Annotated in this window: 13 protein-coding genes; 6 read left to right on the plus strand and 7 right to left on the minus strand. The window is 41.9% G+C overall.

Annotated elements, in window-relative coordinates:
- Positions 1 to 604: 604 nt before the first annotated feature.
- The 4 genes from B879_RS02895 (at position 605) to B879_RS02910 (ending at position 9,281) form a co-directional block, all read left to right on the plus strand.
- Entirely contained in the window at positions 605 to 3,550 is a 2,946-nt protein-coding gene (locus tag B879_RS02895; protein ID WP_009183647.1) for a SusC/RagA family TonB-linked outer membrane protein, read from the plus strand.
- A 17-nt stretch (positions 3,551 to 3,567) separates the two neighbouring features.
- Positions 3,568 to 5,205, plus strand: a complete 1,638-nt coding sequence (locus tag B879_RS02900) for a RagB/SusD family nutrient uptake outer membrane protein (RefSeq protein ID WP_009183648.1) — start codon at positions 3,568 to 3,570, stop codon at positions 5,203 to 5,205.
- Between the two features lie 155 nt (positions 5,206 to 5,360).
- Positions 5,361 to 5,939, plus strand: a complete 579-nt coding sequence (locus B879_RS02905; RefSeq protein ID WP_009183649.1) for a hypothetical protein — start codon at positions 5,361 to 5,363, stop codon at positions 5,937 to 5,939.
- 15 nt (positions 5,940 to 5,954) lie between these two features.
- Entirely contained in the window at positions 5,955 to 9,281 is a 3,327-nt protein-coding gene (locus B879_RS02910; protein WP_009183650.1) for a VCBS repeat-containing protein, read from the plus strand.
- On the opposite strand, the gene solA is transcribed toward B879_RS02910, so the two are convergent.
- Positions 9,266 to 10,444 (minus strand): N-methyl-L-tryptophan oxidase, encoded by a 1,179-nt coding sequence (gene solA / locus B879_RS02915; protein WP_009183651.1) that lies wholly within the window; start codon positions 10,442 to 10,444, stop codon positions 9,266 to 9,268. The two genes, B879_RS02910 and solA, sit on opposite strands and share 16 nt — an antisense overlap.
- 48 nt (positions 10,445 to 10,492) lie before the next feature.
- The gene (locus tag B879_RS02920) at positions 10,493 to 13,186 is read right to left on the minus strand and encodes a DUF7133 domain-containing protein (protein WP_009183652.1); all 2,694 of its coding nucleotides are present in this window, start codon (positions 13,184 to 13,186) and stop codon (positions 10,493 to 10,495) included.
- Positions 13,187 to 13,415: 229 nt separating this feature from the next.
- Between B879_RS02920 and B879_RS02925 the strand changes: the two genes are divergently transcribed.
- Entirely contained in the window at positions 13,416 to 14,609 is a 1,194-nt protein-coding gene (locus B879_RS02925; protein ID WP_009183653.1) for a glycoside hydrolase family 18 protein, read from the plus strand.
- Between the two features lie 104 nt (positions 14,610 to 14,713).
- Here B879_RS02925 and B879_RS02930 read toward each other — a convergent pair whose 3' ends face one another.
- The 5 genes from B879_RS02930 to B879_RS02950 all read right to left on the minus strand — a co-directional run bounded on the left by B879_RS02930 (position 14,714) and on the right by B879_RS02950 (position 20,568).
- A complete protein-coding gene (locus tag B879_RS02930; protein WP_009183654.1) occupies positions 14,714 to 15,307 on the minus strand; it encodes a gluconate 2-dehydrogenase subunit 3 family protein in 594 nt (197 codons plus the stop codon).
- An 11-nt stretch (positions 15,308 to 15,318) separates the two neighbouring features.
- Positions 15,319 to 17,025: a GMC oxidoreductase gene (locus tag B879_RS02935; RefSeq protein ID WP_009183655.1), complete on the minus strand. Its 1,707-nt coding sequence runs from the start codon at positions 17,023 to 17,025 to the stop codon at positions 15,319 to 15,321.
- A 126-nt stretch (positions 17,026 to 17,151) separates the two neighbouring features.
- Entirely contained in the window at positions 17,152 to 17,892 is a 741-nt protein-coding gene (fabG, locus tag B879_RS02940) for a 3-oxoacyl-ACP reductase FabG (protein ID WP_009183656.1), read from the minus strand.
- Between the two features lie 31 nt (positions 17,893 to 17,923).
- Positions 17,924 to 19,018 carry a glycoside hydrolase family 130 protein gene (locus B879_RS02945; protein ID WP_009183657.1) on the minus strand — a complete coding sequence of 365 codons (1,095 nt, stop codon included), beginning with the start codon at positions 19,016 to 19,018 and terminating at the stop codon, positions 17,924 to 17,926.
- Positions 19,019 to 19,053: 35 nt separating this feature from the next.
- A complete protein-coding gene (locus tag B879_RS02950; protein WP_009183658.1) occupies positions 19,054 to 20,568 on the minus strand; it encodes a zinc-binding dehydrogenase in 1,515 nt (504 codons plus the stop codon).
- Between the two features lie 85 nt (positions 20,569 to 20,653).
- Between B879_RS02950 and B879_RS02955 the strand changes: the two genes are divergently transcribed.
- A partial coding sequence (locus B879_RS02955; protein ID WP_040400147.1) for a M20/M25/M40 family metallo-hydrolase occupies positions 20,654 to 21,445 on the plus strand: 792 nt, incomplete at its 3' end.

Genomic DNA, 21,445 nt, shown 5'->3' on the forward strand with positions numbered 1-21,445 from the left:
AATTTATCAGATAAAAATACATGTTAATTCATTTTAAATTGCTGGATTATTGGCTTTTTACCTTAGTCGTTTTAATCTTAAAAAATGTTTTTCTTTTCAGATGTTAGACTTTCAAACAAGAAAATTATATATGAATATCCGTTTTTATACCAGTATAGAATATTTTGTAAAATAGTCTCGGGAAGCCTGCCGGGCGCAGACGGGCTCGATCACCAGATTTTTTTTATTTTTTTAGGGGAGAGTGGAGAAATGCGGATTTGCTGCATTTTTCCACTCTCCCCTATCCATTAATTAAGTATCCAGTCACCGAAGGCCGAGGTAAAAATATTATATTAGGCTACAGATGTCATTTTGGATCTATAAAATTATATTTTATTAAAATAAAAACAGACAAATTTATAATTTTTATTTAAATGTTTATTTTTTATTTGGAATAAAATAAACATAACTAAAAACACAAAATTATAAGATATTACTTTTTTTGTAAACGTTTTACCTAATAAAATTTTGCCTTATTCAGTTTTTTCAATTATTTTAGAAAAAGGTTTCAGAAAGTAGATTATTCTGTGATCTAAAGTCAAAATCATTTAAACCCATTAAACCTATGGAAAAACAACTATGGAATTTAAAATTCCTGTTATTTGTTCTGCTGTGTTTTACAACCCTCACATCGGTCCAAGCCCAACAGTCGCAAATAACAGGAAAAGTTACTGACGCAGATACTGGAGAAGGGATTCCAGGAGTCAGTGTTTTGGTAAAAGGAACCACAAGAGGTTCTATTACTGATATTGATGGCTTTTTTTCCATCATGGCCTCACCGGATGAATCTTTGATGGTTTCTTTTATTGGTTACACTACAATCGAAGAAATAGTTGGTAACCGTTCTACCGTAAATATTCTACTATCTCAATCCGAACAGGCACTCACAGAAGTAATTGTGGTAGGTTATGGTACGCAAGAGAGAAAGGAAATTACCAGTGCCGTTACCAGTGTAAAAGCCGAGGATTTCAACCAAGGAACTGTAAATGATCCTCGACAATTACTACAGGGTAAAGTAGCCGGTTTGAATATTGCCAGACCTGGAGGTAATCCTAATGCAGGATTTGCCATGCGTCTGAGAGGTATATCTACAGTTGGTGAAAATGCGGAACCTCTGATTGTTATCGATGGAGTAATTGGCGGTGATCTGGCAACTGTTGATCCTAATGATATTGAATCAATGGATGTATTAAAAGATGGATCTGCAGCAGCCATTTATGGTACCAGGGGTTCTGCAGGTGTAATTTTGGTGACCACAAAAACCGGAAGAACTGGAAGGGTAGTGGTTGATTTTAATACCAGTATGGCTGTGGAGAATGTGGCAAGAACCATACCTGTAATGTCTGCGGAAGAATACCGACAAGTTCCTAATATGGTAGATCTTGGAGGAAATACCAACTGGTTGGATGAGGTGACCAGAACAGCTTTTACCCATGTGCATAACCTTTCTTTGGGCGGAGGAACTGAATCCACCACTTATAGGGCTTCGGTTAACTCTCGTAATGCCCAAGGGGTTGGGATCAATTCAGGCTTTAATCAATTGAACGCCAGGTTAAATTTGACTCAAAGAGCGCTAAAAAACAAAGCGGTTTTTACTGCCAATATCGCAGCTACGACCATAGATAGGGAATTTGGAAACGAAAACTCATTTAGGTATGCTATTGTAAGTAATCCCACAGTTCCTGTTAGAAGCGCATTGCCTCAAGATGTACAGTTTGGGGGTTACACTGAAAGAGATATTTTTGATTGGTTCAACCCAGTATCTATAGCTGAGCAAAATATTGCTGACGGAAGAGACAGTAGAATTTTGGCAAGCTTGAGAGGAGAATACAACTTTACTTCCAATTTTTCCGCTGCAGTATTCTATGCTACTCAGCGAGAGAAAGATTGGAGAGGTTCATATTCACCAAAAACAGCAAAGTTTGGAGGAGGTTTTGGAAGAAATGGATTAGCTAGGATTCAAAATGATGAAAGGTTAAATGAATTATTTGAAGCTACACTAAACTATAATACTGATTTGGGCCGAGTGAATATGGCACTACTGGGAGGATATTCTTTTCAGGAATTCTTCAACCAAGGAAATTTCATGGAAGCTGGTGATTTTCTTACAGATGCCTTTACCTATAATAATATGGGTGCGGCACTGGATTTTGCCAATGGTTTGGCATCAGTTGGTAGCTATGCAGATAAAAATAGACTTGTTGCTTTCTTTGGTAGAGCGAATTTCAACTTTGAGGATACCTATCTATTGTCTATAAGCGCTAGATACGAAGGTTCTTCCCGCTTTGGTGTTGATAATAAATGGGGACTTTTCCCAGCCATAAGTGCTGGTGTCAATATTGCAAATTTGGTCGATATTACAGGAGTGAGTGCAATGAAATTTAGAGCCAGTTACGGTAGAACAGGAACACAGCCGAACCAATCTTATCTTTCACTGTTAAGGTTTGGCCGTCAAGGTAATTTCTTTTTCAATGGACAGTTTGTTCCGTCATTTGGTCCCATTTCCAATCCTAACCCTGGATTGTCTTGGGAAACAAAGGATGAATACAATGTAGGTTTAGATTTTGTTATTTTCAATAACAAACTGGACGGTGCCATTGACTATTATACCAGGGTGACTACTGGAATGTTGTTACCGATCAATGTGCCAGTTCCACCAAATTTGTTTCCTCAAACCATCCTAAATATTGGTGAAATACAAAATTCAGGTCTTGAGGTGATGTTGAATTACAGAGCTATCCAAAAGTCAAATTTCAGATGGACAACAGGTATTAATTTCTCTACGCTTAGCACCAATCTCAGAAGTCTTTCTGCTGGAGACCTGAGTTTTGGTGAAGTGAACTATCGATCTAATTTTGGCTCTCCGGGCCAAAACCTTACGCAATTAATTAGAATTCAGGAAGGAGGACCATTGGGTCAAATATGGGGTCCAATTTTTGATGGCGTCAATGAAGATGGAAGCCCAAGAATGAAGGATTTGAATGGCAGTGGTGATTATTGTAATTGTAATGAGGACAGGGCCCAATTAGGTACTGCCTATCCTACATTCAATTTTGGATTTAACAATACATTTAATTACAAGCAATGGGATTTAAATTTCTTCTTTAGAGGATCAATAGGCCATTATCTTATCAATAGTTACAGAGGATTCTATGAAAACCTAGAGGGAACAACAGTACAGAACTATAATATAGTTAATACTAAGTATTATGACCCTAGGATTACCAAAGCTGAGTACAACAGCAGCCATGTGGAAAAGGCGGATTTTGTTGTTTTGGACAATGCTACCTTAGGTTATAACTTCTTCATAGGTCCTGGTAGAAATGTAACGAGATTAAGGGCATTTCTTTCAGTACAAAATCCATTCATGTTTACTGGATATACTGGAGTTGATCCTGAAGTAAGATATGTAGACTCTGAGACTCAAGACCCCTTGGCACCAGGAATTGAAAGAAGAGCAACTTACTTCACGACTACGATAACTACACTTGGTGTTAATGTAAGTTTCTAAGTAAAATAATAGACATCATGAAAAAAATATTAAATATAAAATACGTCTTGATAGGCTTGGGGTTAAGCTGTTTTACGGTTATATCCTGTGTTGATCTGGAAGAAGAGGTTTTCAGCCAGGTAACTGCTGATAACTTTTTCCAAACTGATGAGGAATTTATATCAGCTCTAGGAGCTGCCTATAGCTCTCTCGGTGGCCTAGGTAATCATTCTGGCTTATGGTCTATAAATGAATTGGCATCCGATGAAATTGTAATTTCCACTAAAGGAGGTGACTGGTTTGATGGAGGTGTATTGTTACAATTGCATCAACATGAATTCCTACCTGACAATCCATTCTTTCAAAACAGCTGGAATTTCCTATTCGGTGGAATCAATACCTGTAACCGATTGATTTTCTCCTTTGAACAATTGGACAATCCCAACTCTGCAGCCTTTATTGGAGAATTAAGAGCACTAAGGGCTTTATTCTATTATTGGGCTTTGGATGCTTTTGGGAATGTTCCGTTGGTAACAGATTTTACATCTACTGAATCCCCTGGAACAACACCTAGACAAGAAGTGTACAATTTTGTTCTTTCTGAATTGAATGAAGTAATTCCATTGTTGCCTACAGCTAAAGATGGTACTACTTATGGGAGAATGACACGTTGGGCGGCTTTGACGATTAGAATGAAATTGTATTTGAATGCTGAGGTTTATGTGGGAACTCCGCAGTGGGCCCTGGCAGCTGCTGATGCTGAAGAGATTATCAACTCCGGCCCTTATAGCTTAATGCCTTCTTATCGTGACAACTTTGTGATCAATAATGCTGGTTCTACAGAGAACATCTTTGTCTATCCCTATGATAAAGTTTTCGCTGGTGGATTCAACTGGGTGATGATGACCTTGCATATTGCTAGCCAATCTACATTTAACCTTACCCAACAGCCATGGAATGGCTATCAGACAGTAGAGGAATTCTATAATTCTTATGTTGACCCTGAAATCAACCCTGGTGTTCAGGGTCCAGTTTGGAAAGGTTTAGCTTTAGAGCAGTCTGAAGGTACCATTGATGGCAGGTTAAGCAATTTCTTGGTAGGCCCCCAGTTCAGGGCTGATGGTACACGATTGGAAGACCCTGGAGTAGAGCCTTTTGATGCTACAGGAAGAAACGGTGATCCTGATGGTCCTCCTATTACCTTTATGCCTTATTTAAATGAAATCTGGCCTCAAGGTTTGAGACAAGCAGGGGCTAGAATTGCCAAATACGAATTTGAAATGGGAGGCACCAATAACATGAGCAATGACTTCGTTATATTCAGATTGTCTGATGTTATTCTTTCTCTTGCCGAGGCAAGATTTAGATTGGGCAATACTGCAGAAGCCCTTGCCCTTGTGAATCAAATTCGTGATAGAGCAGGCAATCTAGATCCATTCACCACCTTGACAGAAGAGAATCTGCTTGCTGAAAGAGGAAGGGAAATGTATGTAGAAATGACCAGAAGACAGGATCTTATTCGTTTTAAGAAGTATGGCGATGCTTGGTGGCCTTTCCAGGGAATGAACAGACCTAAGAGGGTTCATCAACCCGGAAGCCATCTCGAACTATTTCCTATTCCTGAGCCTCAATTATTGGCCAATCCAAGATTGACTCAGAATCCAGGATATAATTAATATAGGGTTTGAATATTTACAGGCAGGTTCCAGAATTTCCGGGACCTGCTTTTTATTTTGTTCTTATCTAAAAATTTGCTTGATTCATCCATAAATTCCAATATTTACCAAAGTCTATAAACCTATTTCTTTATTATCAAATTACCTGGTATCCTATGAATAAACAGAAGATAAATCAATGGCTAGGTATACTCTTCATTATTGTATCCTGTAATACGATCGAGAAAGGCCCTTCTGAAAGTGATCAGATTTTTTTTGATTTTTACTTAGGTATGAAGCAAAAAGATTTTTTTGACCATTGCACAGAATTGAACAAGCAAGAAATTATCACTCAGGGTCCAGGAGGCACCACAAGTGTAGAGCATAGGATTAAAGATAAGTTTTCCAGTGAGGTAAGTGTGCGATTTTTCCCAACATTTATTGATTACAAAATTTTTGAAATGCCAGTCACGTATTCATTCATAGCCTGGGCTCCATGGAACAGGCAATTTTGGGCAGAGAATCTTCTGGAGGAAGTATTGGAGGACTACAAAAAAGTTTATGGAGATGATTTCAAGTTACTAAATCACCCTACCCAAGGAAAAGTGTATTATAAAATTGACGGAATACGTAGAATTAATCTTTTTGTTAAAGATGAGCAATTTGTACAAGCTGTTTTTACGGACCTTAAGGTAGAGAAAAGGCTAAAGGAGGAGTTTGAACAAAACAATAAGCCCGAATACAATCCAAACTAAAAAACCACCGTATGAATGTTTGATGGATTTCCAATGATAATGAGATACCTATTGTTATTTTTATTTTTGGCTGCTTGTTCGCGCCAAAATCATGAAGGTTCTCACCAGCCACTTTTTCAAGCGGTTCCAAGTGAAGTTTCAGGGATAACATTCTCCAATCAATTGATAGAGAATGAAGATTTTAACATCATAGAATACCTCTATTTTTACAATGGTGGCGGAGTGGCAGTAGGGGATATCAATAATGATGGACTTTTGGATATATATTTTTCTTCCAATCAACATGGCAACAAACTCTATCTCAATAAAGGGAATATGCAGTTTGAGGATATCACCCAAAATGCTGGAGTAGCTTCCTTTGGTCCTTGGAAAACAGGTGTAAGCATGGTGGATATCAATGGAGATGGTTTGTTGGATATCTATGTTTGTAGGGTCAGTGGATATAAGGGGTTGGAAGGTAAAAATGAACTTTATATCAACAATGGCGACCTTACCTTTACTGAAAGTGCTGCGTTATATGGATTAGATTTTCAAGGCTTCAGTACCCATGCTGCTTTTTTTGATTACGATGGGGATGGTGACCTTGATTTGTATCTATTGAATCATGCCGTCCACACAGAAAGAAGCTATGGGCGAGCCTCATTAAGACATATAGATGATGGATTGGCAGGGGATAAACTTTACAGAAATAATCTCAACAAAGGTGAAAAAAGATTCACGCCTGTAACCAATGAAGCCGGTATTTTTTCAAGTCAGGTGGGTTATGGCCTTGGGGTAGGTATAGCCGATGTAAACAATGATGGCTGGCCGGATATATACATTTCGAATGATTTCAATGAGAATGATTACTTATACATCAACCAAGGAGATGGCACTTTTTTGGAGTCAATTCAAAGTGCCCTGGCTTATTCAAGCCGCTTTTCAATGGGGAATGACCTTGCAGATATCAATAATGATGGTTGGATTGATATCATGACTTTGGACATGTTGCCCGAAGATGAGAAGACCCAAAAAATGTCCTTTGGAGAGGATCCCTATGAAATATATAAATTGAAGCTCAATTTCGGTTATGAAAGACAAGCCAGCCGAAATATGCTTCAATTGAATCAAGGTGACGGTACTTTTTCCGAAATTGCCCAATTGACTGGAGTACATGCTACAGACTGGAGTTGGGCGGTTTTAATGGCAGATTTTGACAATGATGGTCATAAAGACATCTTTGTTTCCAATGGAATAGTTAGAAGACCAAATGATATTGATTATATCAATTTCATTACCGAGTCAAAATCTTTGGATCAAATCAAAAATCTGGAATTGGCGCAAAAAATGCCTGAAGGGGCCGTCCCTAACTATTTTTTCAAAAATAAAGGAGCGTATCTTTTTGAAAACATGACAGACCAATGGATCGGCTTGGATAAAACCTTTTCCAATGGCGCCGTCTATGCTGATTTGGACAATGATGGAGATTTGGATTTGATCATCAACCATATTAATGAAAAGGCTGGAGTTTTTAAGAACCAAACCATTGAAAGAGAGGGTAGTGAAGGGAATAGTTTTTTGAATCTTCAATTCAAAGGTAAAGGCCTCAATTCATTTGGTCTTGGTGCAAAGGTTATAGCGTATTTTAATGGGCAGCAGGTCAAGCAGGAAAATTTCACCAGTCGTGGATTTCAGTCAAGTGTTGCCCCACAGGTTCATTTAGGACTTGGCAATGCCAATAGATTAGACTCACTGATAGTTATTTGGCCGGACCAGTCTTTTCAGAAATTCATTGACTTGGCTACTAATCAAAGCATTGTTGTAGATCAGGCAAAAGCAAGCGGTAGATTTAAATACCCAAGTATTTCCAGTCCTATTTCATGGGAAAACATGGAGGCATCAATTTCTGGAATTGACTTTATACACGAAGAAGATGAATATAATGATTTCAACTTGGAGCCACTTATACCACATAAGTTATCCAGAGAAGGCCCTGCAGCGATGGTGCTGGATTTCAATGGCGATGGTCTTGAAGATCTTTTTTTTGGAGGCGCTCATGGACAAGCAGCAGTAGTATATCTTCAACAAACAAATGGAAGCTTTAAATCAATTAGGGTAGAAGCCTTTGCAGAGGATGCTGAACTGGAAGATGTCACTGCTCTTTGGGAGGATATTGATCTAGATGGTTTACCAGATCTAATTGTGGGACGGGGTGGAAATATAGCAAAGCCTTCCTCCCTAACTTCCGATTCCAAATTCTACAAGAATTTAGGAAATGGGAAACTTGCTCCAGGGATAAGTTTGCCAATTGATCCTTTGGTACAGGTTTCTGCTTTGGTTCTAATGGATAGGATGCAAAATGATGAAAGGTTACTCTTTGTCGGCGGTAGAAATCTGGCAGGGAGCTATGGTGAAATACCCAGAAGTTACATTTTGCATTATCTAGGAAATGGTCAATTTAAGGATGTAACCACTGTAGTGGCGCCTGAACTTCAATTTTGTGGAAAAGTAAAAGTAGCTGCCTTAGCTGATTTGAATAAAGATGGGAATCAAGAACTTATTGTTACAGGAGAATGGATGCCCATCAAAGTTTTTGGATTTCAAGAGGGCTCCTTGGTAGATAAAACAGAAGTTTTTGGCTTGGCAAATACCTCCGGATGGTGGAACACGCTCTTGGTTGAAGACTTGAACGGAAATGGCTATCCTGATCTGATATTAGGCAATCTGGGAGAAAACACCAGAATTAAAGCAGGAGAATCCCAACCATTTAAAATGTGGGTAAAGGATTTAGATGACAATGGGAATGCCGAACAGATATTGTCATATGCTGTGCGTAATCAGTATTTTCCATTGGCCAACAGGGATGAACTTGCTAAAAAATTACCCTCTTTGAAAAAGCGGTTTATCCGAAATGCTGATTTTGCCGGGAAAGCACTCCCTGAAATCTTTATGGGCTATGATTTGAATCAAGGGCAATGGTTTGAGGCCAAGAGTTTTACTTCCAAAGTTTTTATGAATAATCAAGGGAGTTTCGACAAGGGAATTGATTTACCGAAAGAAGCCCAATTTGCTCCCATTCAAGCCTTGCATCTTGAGGACCTGGATAATGATGGGATGCTTGATTTGATGATAGGGGGTAACTTAATAGAATCTGCACCTTATTTTGGAGCTTATTTGGGAAGTTGGGGACATATTTTTAAAGGCGATGGCAAGGGAAATTTTCTTCCTTTCAAGATGGGCTCTTTAGGAATACAAGGCCAAATCCAAAGTATTTTTACACTTCAGGTAAAGGATGAAAAATGGCATTTTTTCGTAAAAAATGATGATGCTGTCCAAGTTATAAAGTTTCAGATTGCTCCCTGATTTCTCTTCCAAGAAAAGGCCTTAAGGTCAATTTTGGTATTTTTCCCCAATATATGATCAGCTATTCCTTCCCCCAGTCCTGCCGAATGCTTAAAGCCATGACCACTACAGGCAGATGCGATCAACACCTCGGGAAAATCTGGCAACTCATCTATCACAAAATATGAGTCTGGGGTAACAGTATAGATACATACTTTTGATTGAAGCACCTGTTTATCCAAAAGGTTGAATCGCCCTGCAATCTTTTCCTCTATAAAAGCCATTTGCTCTTCCTCAGTAACCTCTCTGGATAAAGTATCAGGATGATTTCTTTCCACAAAGGATTCTGAAGCCATTTTGACCATTTTCCCATCCAGGGAAGGAAAACCATAAATAAAATCCTCTGCACCAGGACCAAAACCCCACATGTACACCGGAGTTTTTCCCAGCTTAAATCCATCATCCTTTACAGGAAGCCAATGCAAAATCTGCCGGCAAATTTTAAAATGGGACTTCTCCTGTGGGGGTAAAAAATCTTTGACCCAAGCTCCTGCACTGATGACAGCCCGACCTGCTTCAAATTCCCCTTGATTGGTTTTGATCAACACGCCTCCGCTGGGAAGTGGAGCAATTCCCAAAACCTTGGTATGGGTCTTAATGATGGCACCATTCTGTTCGGCCAATTGGAGTTGGGTGTTAATGGCCAGTTCAGGCCTAAGAAATCCGGCGCTGGGCTCATAATAAACCATTCCACTTTCTTCCAAATTGAATTCAGGATGCTTTTTTCTAAGGGCCTTGGCATCAAAAACCTCGTGGGGAATTCCTGCCTCTTGGGCAAAATGGACCGTTCTTTTGAAAAAACCTTCTGACCCATGCTTGGACCAACTTTTTCCCCCTGAATCAAAGAGCAAGCCTCCTGTGGAAGTCATGATTTCCTTCCCGCTTATCATTTCAATTTCCTTCCAAATTTCATGAGAGCGCATGACAATAGGAACAAAATCCATACCTTCTCCTACTGCCAAACGGGTAATCCGGGTTTCCCCATGGGAGGAACCCATGGTATGGGGTGGTGAGAACTGGTCAATGCCCAGCACTTTTATACTAGATTTACTGAAATGCCATAAGGTAGATGCCCCAATGGCTCCCAATCCTATCACAGCAATATCGAAAGCATTTCTATTCATCCTTCAACCCTCTTAGACAGACAAATTAATTCTTTATCCTAGCTTTACCTATCTGGACAGCAAAGTAAGTTTCTTCATAGACCAGGCATGATCTGCTTTAGTCTCAGCTTCTATTTTTAGAAATGATGATTTACCAGTCGGTTTCCATGCCACCGTATTGAGCCCAGGAACCCCTTTAGCTAGGGCTACTTTGGTCCAGGATTTCCCATCATCAGAAACTGAAACAGAAAAATGCTCTGGAAATTCATCCTTTCCGGAATCAAAATGAACTTCAGTTAATAGTTGTGGATTTGGGAGTTGTACCATAAACCACATCCCAGGCTCTTGGACAGTTTCTGTTTTCCATCCCTTGTAGGAGAAAGCGTAGCCTGGGTCCTTTACCGACCCTACACCCTGCCATGCCGTGCTGCTTGCTGTTACTTTCCAATTGTCCTGAAAAGTCAAGGCCTTAGGAATTTCTCCCACCAGTTCATCAAAGGTGTACACAGCATTTCTCAATTCCGTCTCTTTTCTGATTTTTCCCACATAGTCCGGTCTAATGAAAGTTCCGGTGTTCCCAAAATCATTCCGGATGTAGGAGAGTACAGAGGCAATATACGCATCATCATTGCCATTCATGGGAATCATAATACCTTCATACTCTTGCGCATCTAAAGTGCCTTGCAAGCCGTGCAGCATGACCTTGACCAAATATTCTGGATGTCCGAGAATTCTTGGGGAACCCGAAAAGGCAGGGGCGATCAAACGGCCTTCTCCGGCAGGAGATCCCAAACCTTTTGGACCATGACAGGTGGAACAATAGCTGTCAAAAATGGATTTTCCCGCCACGTAAAGTACCAGCTCTTTTTCTTCAAATCTTTTGGAAGATGCTGCTTTGGCTTCTTCCAGCTTTTCTAACAATTGACTGCCAATTACCTGAATACCTTGGGATGGGTTTTTCTTCATGGTATCCATGATCAGTTTTTCAACCTGCTCTATTTTCAACACATGGGCACTGAGCAATGCCTGTATGGCCACTTCGGGGTTGCTGTCAGCAACAGCTGTGGAATAAATTTTTGCTAGCCCATTTTCTCCGTATTTAAAAAGGGTTTCAGCAGCCCGCAAACCTTGAATTCTTATCTTAGGATTGGGGTCTTGGGTAAATTTTTTAACCAGATCAGACTTCAGTTCCCCAAGCCCTTCAAGTGTCCATAAGGCGTGTATTCTGGCCAATTCATTGGAAGAACTGCTGGCCATTTTAATTAAATCCGGTACGATGGTTTTGTCCTGATTGAGTATGATTGTCTGCTGTGCCATATCCCTCCACCAGCCATTGGGGTGTTCCAAGTGCTTTATCAGTTCCTGAGCTGACTCCTCATACATTCTAGGTTTTGTGGTATTTCTAGGCATCCCCTCATAGGATAGCCTCCAAATTCTACCATTTCCTACGATGTCATCCAATTGGTATTGTTGGATTTTGGTTCTGAGATAGCTTCCTTCCTGTGTCCAATTTCCCTGTTGAATGATTCCTCTATACATATCCACAATATATAGTGTGCCATCCGGTGCAGTAGCCATATCCACAGGCCTGAACAAGGGATCGGTAGATTGAATAAATTCAGAGCCTTCGCTGATATATTTATTTTGAAGGTAGGACAAGCCATCCACTTTTTCAGTTACTACCCTTCTTACCATTCTACCAACAGGCTCTCCGTAGATATAATCACCAATCAAGTCTTTGGGTAAGCGGTCTCCTCTGAACACATCATTCCCTGCAGCTCCTGTGACATTAGAGAGGGAACCATCAGGTTTTGCCTCTTGCATGCCGGGTTGAAAATCAGCCAATTGCACTAAGCTATAGGGAACCCGAAAACCCTCTTTCAGTGCGTCTTTGACCTGAAAATTGCCATAAACGATGGGAAACTGGAAACCTTGAGGTACACCACCCGCACCATCTTGGAAAAACACTGTGCCATAATTGTCTTGGGTGACACCCCATTGACCCCAGGGATTTCCACTTTCTTCCTGAATGACACCTGAGGGGGTCCAGCGAATCCGCTTGTTGTTATAAGTACTGTACATCCAATTGTCCAAGGCCCAAGTGAGGAAACTGGTTTGGTGCTCCACATTTCCGGATCTTCCAAGACCTGAAGCAAACAGCTCCTTCTTATCTGCCTTTCCATCACCATTGGTGTCTGTATACCGATAGACATGGTCTTCATTGGATTCCATGGATAAAATACTGTTTGGCCCAAATGGGACCACATACCGGGGAAATACCAAGTTGTCTAAGAATACCGTACCTGTTTCATAGATGCCGTCACCATCCAAATCTTCCCACCGGGAAATCCTTGAAGTGGGCAGTAACTCCCCTGTAGCATCCAAATCCTGCATATAAGTCCGGAGTTCAAGCACATACATTCGCCCATTTCCGTCAAACCTAATCGCAGCAGGTTCCCTAATTTGTGGTTCGGAGAGTATAGGCGTTATGGTATATCCTGGTTTAAGTACAAAAGATTTTCTTTGCTCATTGGCTGAAACAGGAACAATGGGAGCCTTAGGACTTAAATCGATGCCCTTCCAAATATTTGATTCCAGATCAGCACCCTCTGGAATGCTGATAGATGGATAAGGTGCTTCAAGGCGTTTGGGATCCATCGATTCTGCAGGGGATATGTCAAAAGGAGACCGCTCAGGTGACTGGCAGGCAGATAAAATGCACAGTGAAAACCCAAAGAAGATTGCTGCTTTTAAAGAGCTCATAATGATGGAAATTATTTTAATCCAAGGAAGTTATTATTGAAATCATAGAGAGAAGCCTCGACATGTAGGTAGCACCTATTATGAATAATGACCAACAGAACCTGTTGATTATTAAAACTAATTAAGCTGATGTCTCAAATGTTAAAAATATTGGTTTTTTCGATATTTTATATTTTTTTTAAAAAGTATTTATAATTATATCAAAATTTTAAATAAGAAAATCGTCGCTATGTCTTCAAAAATACAATACCTTGTTCTGGCTTTCATAGGTTATATTTTTTTGACTGCATGTAATCCACAACCTGCAGCAGATCGGTCAAAACCGGTCATTATGGCCTATTATGTAGCAGAAAGGGATTATCAGCCAGAGAAAATTCCAGTTGAAAAACTCAGTCATATCATTTATTCCTTTACTGTAGTAATTGATGGTGAGATGAAATTTAGAAATCCTGATGAGGCAGGCCCGAAGTTGGAGGCATTGGTCAGGCAGAAGTCAAGAAATCCAAATTTGAAGGTAATGATTGCCTGTGGAGGCTGGGGTGCAGACGGATTTTCAGATATGGCCCTTACGGAAGAGGGTAGGGCAAAATTCATCGAAAGTGCCAGGAGTTTTATAGCGCAATATGAATTGGATGGCATGGATATGGACTGGGAATACCCCGGAATTTCTGGAGCAGGTACGATGGCCAGACCAGAAGATACAGAGAATTTCACTGCTTTGATGAAAGGACTTAGGGAGATGTTGGATGCTTTCGATAGTCCAAAAATCCTGACCTTTGCTTCCGCGGGTTGGAAAAGGTATTATGATTTTATCGAAGTGGACGAAGTCATGAAATATGCAGATTATATGAATGTGATGACTTATGACCAAGTTTCCGGGGAATCCATTTATACGGGGCACCATACACCCCTAGGGCATGTGGCCAATCAGGACATTGAGGGTACTCCCTTTCAAGCCCATCTGGATAGCCTCTATGCGGCTGGTGCTGCTCCTGACAATGATCCTGAATCTGTTGAAAAAATTGTAGACTTTCTTATCAATATAGGTGTAAATCCTGCTCAAATTGTAATTGGATCGGCATTTTATGGTAGGGTCTGGAAAGGAGTTCCGCCTGCCAACCAAGGTTTGTATCAGCGGAGCAGGGATATCCACATCGGTTGGTTAGGCTATCAGCAGATCCGCGATCGATATGAAACTGACAGCAGTTTTGTGAGGCATTGGGATGAAAAAGCCAAAGCCCCCTTTATGTATGAGGCAAAAGATAGCTTATTGGTTTCCTATGATGATACGGTTTCTGTGGCATTGAAAACCCGATATGCCATCGATAATCAATTGGGGGGAATTATGTTTTGGCAATTAGGCAACGATACCAAAGAACCAGGTAGTCTTTTGGATGCTATATATAAAGAAGCCCAAAAATAGGTTCTTGCCATTCCAGAAACGAGATTTCAAATTTCTTTTCTGGAATGGCAAAAGAACTTTAGGGGGAGTTCTACATTCAAAATTTTTACGCTTCCGATTCGCTTCTACTCGGTCCAGGACTTTCCTACATCGCTGTAGTCAATGCAGCCTTTGAAAGGGCCTGGAACAGGATCGTAGGCCAGATATTCCGTACCGATTTGCTCCGAATGAAAGTAGCCCAGCAAGGCTAGTTCTTTCATCATCCGGTAAAAAGGAAATTCATTTCCTTCAGCAAAGTTATACGCCCAAAGGGCTCCCGGTAGCGGTCCGGATTTTTCTTCAAAATCCCTGATGACCTCATCTTTTTTGCCATCCTCCAATTTGACAAAGTCTTTCCCTTGCATGGATTTGGCTGTTGCATTGAAAGCTTCCAAACCTGCGGTAAATCCTTTTTGGATTTTTTCAGGAAAGGCAGAAACAAGGATTTTGTCAATAAATTCATCGGTTCCCACATCCAGTGCTCCAGGCGTATCCGTACGGGGAAGAATTCTATCTACTAAGGCAGCGAGTATTTTAGCCTGATCCTGAGTAAGGATTTGTGGTGTCCAGGAAAGTTTTTCTCCTGTTCCACAGGATTGCATCAGAGCTGTTACCGTAGAACCGGTAATCGCATAACCCAATATCATAGCACTGCTTTTTAAAGCGTCTCTTCTGTTCATGGTTCTAAGATTTAAAGGTTTCTACGGTTTATTTCTTTCATGGCATGGTCTACCGCTCTTGCGGTCAAAGCCATGTAGGTAATCGAAGGGTTTTGGGTACCTGAAGAGGTCATGCAGGCCCCATCTGTTACAAAGACATTTTTCACAGCATGCACCTGATTGAAAGCATTGAGCACCGAATTTTTTGGATCACGCCCCATCCTGGCAGTACCCATTTCATGCACACCAATCCCCAAAGCTCCTCCACCGTCATAGGTTTGTACATTTTGCAAACCTGCAGCTTCCAGCATTTCTGCAGCATCAGACATGATGTACGGTCGCATATTGCGTTCATTTTCTTTGTATCCCGCATCAAAAACCATCTTAGGAATATCCCATTCGTCTTTTTCTGTGGCATGTAGGTACATCCTGTTTTCATGATAGGGAAGGACTTCTCCGAATCCACCTATCCTAAATGACCAGTCTCCTGCCTGCATCAACCCGTCTTTAAAGTCAGCACCGAAATCCTTACTAGCAGCTCCTCTCCCCCAATTGCTGCGGGTAGCCCCGCCTTGGTAACCATAGCCTCGAAGGAAGGCATCGGTTTTGGTTTGCTCATTGATGTTACGGAATCGAGGGATGTATATGCCATTGGGCCTACGACCTTTGTAATATTTATCTTCCATACCTTCAAAAGTACCCATAGCACCCAATCGATAATGATGGTCCATGATATTATGGCCCAACTCTCCTGAGTCATTTCCCAAACCATTTGGAAACCTATCGGAGGTGGAATTCAGCATAATGGCAGCTGTCGCCGGCGCAGAGGCATTCAGGAAAATGATACGGGCATAGTATTCAATCATCTCTTTACTTTCCCGATCTACCACCCTAACACCCGTGGCTTTCCCACTTTGAGCATCGTAAATCACAGAATGTACCACCGAATTCGGCCTCAGCGTAAGATTCCCTGTTTTGGCAGCATCTGGTAAGGTGACAGAAATAGAACTGAAGTAGGCTCCATAAGGACAGCCCCTATGGCAGCGGTTTCTGGATTGGCAGGCCCCTCTTCCATTGTGTTCTACAGTCAGGTTGGCCACCCTACCTATGGTCATGTAACGGAAAGGAAATTTAGACTCTATTTCTTTCTTGACATGTTTTTCCAGACAGTTCATTTCCATAGGAGGTAAAAATTGTCCATCAGGAAGATGACTTAGCCCCATTTTTTCACCTGAAACCCCAACATACCGTTCTGCATAATCATACCAAGGAGCAATGTCCCTGTATCGGATTGGCCAATCAATGCCTATGCCTTCCTTAGCATTGGCTTCAAAATCAAGATCAGACCAACGATAGCATTGCCTGCCCCAAAGCAAAGAACGGCCTCCGGTAACATCCGCGCGGATCCAATCAAACTGCTGCTCCTCGATATAAGGATCTGCTTTGTCATTGTGGTAAAAATGCTTGTTGTCTTCATTGACAAACCCTGAACGGGCTTGTACATAGAAATCCTCCCGCTCGGAATGGGTCAGTTTTCCCCGGTTTTCAAAATCCCAAGGATCCATGTTCATGGTAGGATAATCCTGAATGTGGGTGACTAATCGGCCTCGCTCCAGCACTAAGGTTTTCAAACCTTTTTGACAGAGTTCCTTGGCGGCAAATCCTCCGGAAATCCCTGAACCGACCACAATGGCATCATAGGTGTTTTCTGCCACTGCTTTGATATTGAGGTTACTCATTGAAATTGGGTTTAATTAGGTTAATTGATGGTTTTGAACCTATAAGGTAATGAAAAACCCAATCCAAAAAAAGAGGAAAAGGATGGAGGGAATAAAGAAAATATGGCTTCTAGGAAGGTATATAATTTATTCCCTCGCTGCCCCTCCATCAATGACCAGGCAATTCCCATTCACGTATCTTGCCTCATCGGAAGCCAGGTAAAGGTACCCATAGGCAATATCCATCGGTGCTCCCCAAAAACCTAACGGAATTAAGGGGAGCATCTGTTGCTTCACTTGCTCTGGTATGGCATTGGTCATTTCAGTTTCAATAAAGCCAGGGGCAACGCTGTTGCAGGTGATGCCATATTTGCCTAATTCGAGCGCCCAGACTTTCGTCATTCCGATAACCGCTGATTTTGTAGCCACATAATTGGTCTGTCCAAAATTCCCCCTCAATCCCACATTGGATGCTGCAGTAACTATTCTGCCATAGCGATTCTCTTTCATCACCTCTGAAACGGCTTGCGTGCAATTGAATACCCCTGTTTGATTGACATCAATGACCGCATTCCAATCCTCTATTGACATTTTGGCCAAGGTCTTGTCCCGGATAATGCCGGCATTGTTGATGAGAATATCTATTCTTCCGAATTTTTCTTTAATATCCTCTACAGCTTGAAAAACTGCTTTGCGGTCTGCAACAGAAATTTTTCTGAATTCCACCTGGTGGCCTTTTTCTATTAGCTCCTCTGCCAACTCTCTGCCTTTTTCAGACATATCCCAAAGGCTGATTTTGGCGCCTTCATTGGCAAATAGACGGACAGTTGCTTCTCCTATTCCATTGGCTCCGCCAGTGATGATGGCAACTTTATTTTCTAAACGCATATTGGTTTTATTTTCTGATTGAACTTAATGATTATGGTTTCCAAATAACCACCCCGACCATGGAATCGGCAGTACCATAATACAAATACCATTGATTTTCGAAAAAAACCAATCCTTCTACGAATGTGGTACCATCCACATATTGTCCTGATTTTTCAAACGGGAGTTCTGGTTTTAGAAAAGGCTGATCTGTTCGGTCAAGTAATTTCCAAGGCTCTTCTTTGCTGAAAAGGGCCTGTCCTGCGGTATAAAGCCGGTTTCCTAAATCTTTTACCCCGATATGTTGCTGATTCCCTGCATTATACAACACCACTATTCCATCATCAGTCAATAAAGGCGGTGGTCCTGCTTCTACCAACCAAGAATCAAAAAATCCTGGTCGGGGACTCAGTACGGGAGCAAGATTCCCATCGATGGTTTCTATGGGTTCCCAGTGGATGAGGTCATCCGAAGTGGCCAACCAGATATGGGGCACGCCAAAATACATCCAATATTTGCCATGTAGCTTGGCTGCCACCAGTTTACCATCCCTAAGTTCTGTCAATATAGCTCCTGATTTGGTTTCCTGATTGTGGTATTTTCCATCTCTAAAATCTTTGAAAATGGGGCCATGCTTTTCCCAATTTTTAAGGTCACGGGAAGTGGCGACTGCCAAGCGGGGATATTCCCTGTTCCACTGGGTATAAGTCAGCACATACATGCTATCAGCAGTTTCCACGATCCTTGGATCTTCTGTCCCTCCCGTCCACTCAAACTCTTTTTGACTGTCGTGATCAGGGAAAAATATGGGTTCTGCAAGCCGATGATAAGTTTTCCCATCTTCTGAGATGGCCAAACCCAAGCGGGAGGTATGCCCTCCGATCTCCTTTTCGCCCAGTTTCTCTTCGGCCCGATAGAGCACATGGATTTTTCCATCCTTGACAATGGCCGCCGGATTGAAGGTAGCCATGGACTCCCAAAAGACGGTTCTTCCACTCATGGGGTCATCCCAAGAAGTTTGATCCGTTGGAGAAATGATAGGTTTTGCATCAATCGGTCTCTCAAAAGGCCCCATCATCCAAGGCTTATGTTGGGCTAAGGATGGTAGGCTAAGAATAAAGAGTAGGGCAGTTAGGGTTTTATTCATTTGGATTTTCTCTTTTGATTGCTTTTATGAAAATATCAAAATCTCACCATAGAGATCATTTCGGCCACACATACGGGTTTGTTACTGGCATCCGATTCCATTTCAGCCTCGATATACAACTTAAGGCTACCATCCGGGTTATCTTCCAAATTTGTCAAGCTAGCTTTCAGCCTTACCTGATCACCTGAAAAAACCGGAGCTGGAAAACGTACTTTGTTGACCCCATAATTCAAAGCCATTTGCACCCCTTCCAAGGGCAAAATTTCATACAGGAGTTTAGGTGCCAAAGACAAGGTCAAATACCCATGGGCCAGGTTTTTTCCCCCAGGTATCAGGGCTTTGGCCTTTTCCGTATCCACATGGATCCACTGGAAATCCTCTGTGGTCTCTGCAAATTTTTGGATCACCTCCTGACTGACCCTAGTCCAGGAACTCGTTCCCAAACGCTTCCCCACAAACGCCCTCAAATCCTCCACTGACCTAAATACTACTTTTCCACTTTCACCTTCTTCCTTCCGAGCTCCGCTTTCCGACATCCGCCCTCCGAAATCCCCCTTCCTAATCTCTCGCTTCTCCTTAACCACCACTACCGCTTTCCCCACCACTTTCCTTTCCATCATGTCCTTGAGAGCCTGAGGGGCTTCTTCCAAACTGTAGGTTTTATAGATGTGCTGCTTGATTTTTCCCGCTTGGATCATGCCCACCAACTCCATCAGGTTTTGTTGACTTTGTTTCGGCTGTTCGGAAGAAAACCTGCCCCAAAATACACCCATCACAGCACAACCTTTCAATAGGGCCAGGTTGAAGGGCAACTTGGGGATTTCCCCCGCAGCAAAGCCCACCACCAGGTAGCGCCCTTTCCAAGCCATACTTCTCAGGGCGGGCTCGGCATATTTATCGCCTACCACATCTAGTACCACATCCACGCCTTTGCCTGCAGTGATTTCTTTGATTTTCTCTTTGAGGTCTTCTGTTTCATAATTGATAAGGTGTTCAGCCCCTTTTTCTTGACAGATGGCCAATTTTTCAGCAGTGGAGGCTGCTGCGATCACTTTGGCCCCCATGACTTTTCCAAGTTCTACAGCCGCCAGTCCTACACCACCGGATGCGCCCAGTACCAAGAGGGTTTCACCTGCTTTGATTTCTGCCCGGTCTTTAAGGGCATGATATGCCGTTCCAAACGTATATAGGGTGGATGCGGCGGTAATGTCATCCATAAATGAGGGAACAGGAAATACCCGATCAGCGGATACTTTCACTTTTTCGGCAAATCCTCCCCAACCACAAAGTGCTAAAACGCGTTGTCCTATCTGAAGATGTTTTACCCCAGGGCCAACTGAGGCAATCACCCCAGCTACTTCACCTCCAGGGGAGAATGGGAGTTCGGGTTTGAACTGGTATTTGTTTTGAATGATGAGCACATCAGGGAAGTTGACGGCACAGGCCGCCACTTCTATGAGCACCTCTTTTTCCCCAAGGGAGGGATCTTCCGTTTCGATATATTTGAGGAGTTCGGGGCCTCCGTATTCGGTACAAATAATAGCTTTCATGGATAAAAGTTTTCGGTAAAATAGGCAATTCTTGAGATATAACGTAATTTTAACCCCATCTTAAAAAAACAGAATTAACCCATATATGTCAGTAAAACAATATATTCAGGACAATCAGGAGAAATTCCTGAACGAACTTTTTGACCTATTGCGCATCCCTTCCGTCAGTGCGGACCCAAAATTCAAAAACGATGTCTTTGCTGCTGCGGACTTTGTCAAAGAAAGTCTGGAAAAGGCCGGTGCGGATAAAGTGGAGCTTTGCCAGACAGCGGGATATCCCATTGTTTACGGTGAAAAAATCATTGACCCATCTCTTCCGACCATCCTCGTATATGGACACTATGATGTGCAACCTGCGGATCCTTATGAGCTTTGGGATTCTCCTCCGTTTGAGCCGGTGATCAAAAAGACCCCAAGACATCCTGAAGGGGCTATTTTTGCCCGCGGTTCAGCTGATGACAAAGGGCAGTTTTACATGCATGTGAAGGCTTTTGAAGCCATGATGGCTGAGAATGCCATGCCCTGCAACGTAAAATTCATGATTGAGGGGGAAGAGGAAGTAGGTTCTGCCAACCTGGATATCTTCGTTAAAGAAAACAAGGAAAAACTGAAGGCAGATGTGGTGGTGGTTTCCGATACCCATATGATTTCCTTAGAGCATCCTTCGGTGACCGTTGGCCTTAGAGGCTTGGCTTATATGGAGGTGGAAATAACAGGACCAAATAGGGACCTGCATTCCGGCACCTACGGTGGTGCGGTAGCCAATCCCATCAATATCCTCTGCAAGATGATTGCCTCCTTGCAGGATGAAAACAACCACATCACTATTCCTGGGTTTTATGATAGAGTGGAGGAATACTCCAAGGCACACAGGGGA

The sequence above is a fragment of the Cecembia lonarensis LW9 genome, from assembly GCF_000298295.1.
GTDB classification, from domain to species: Bacteria; Bacteroidota; Bacteroidia; order Cytophagales; family Cyclobacteriaceae; genus Cecembia; species Cecembia lonarensis.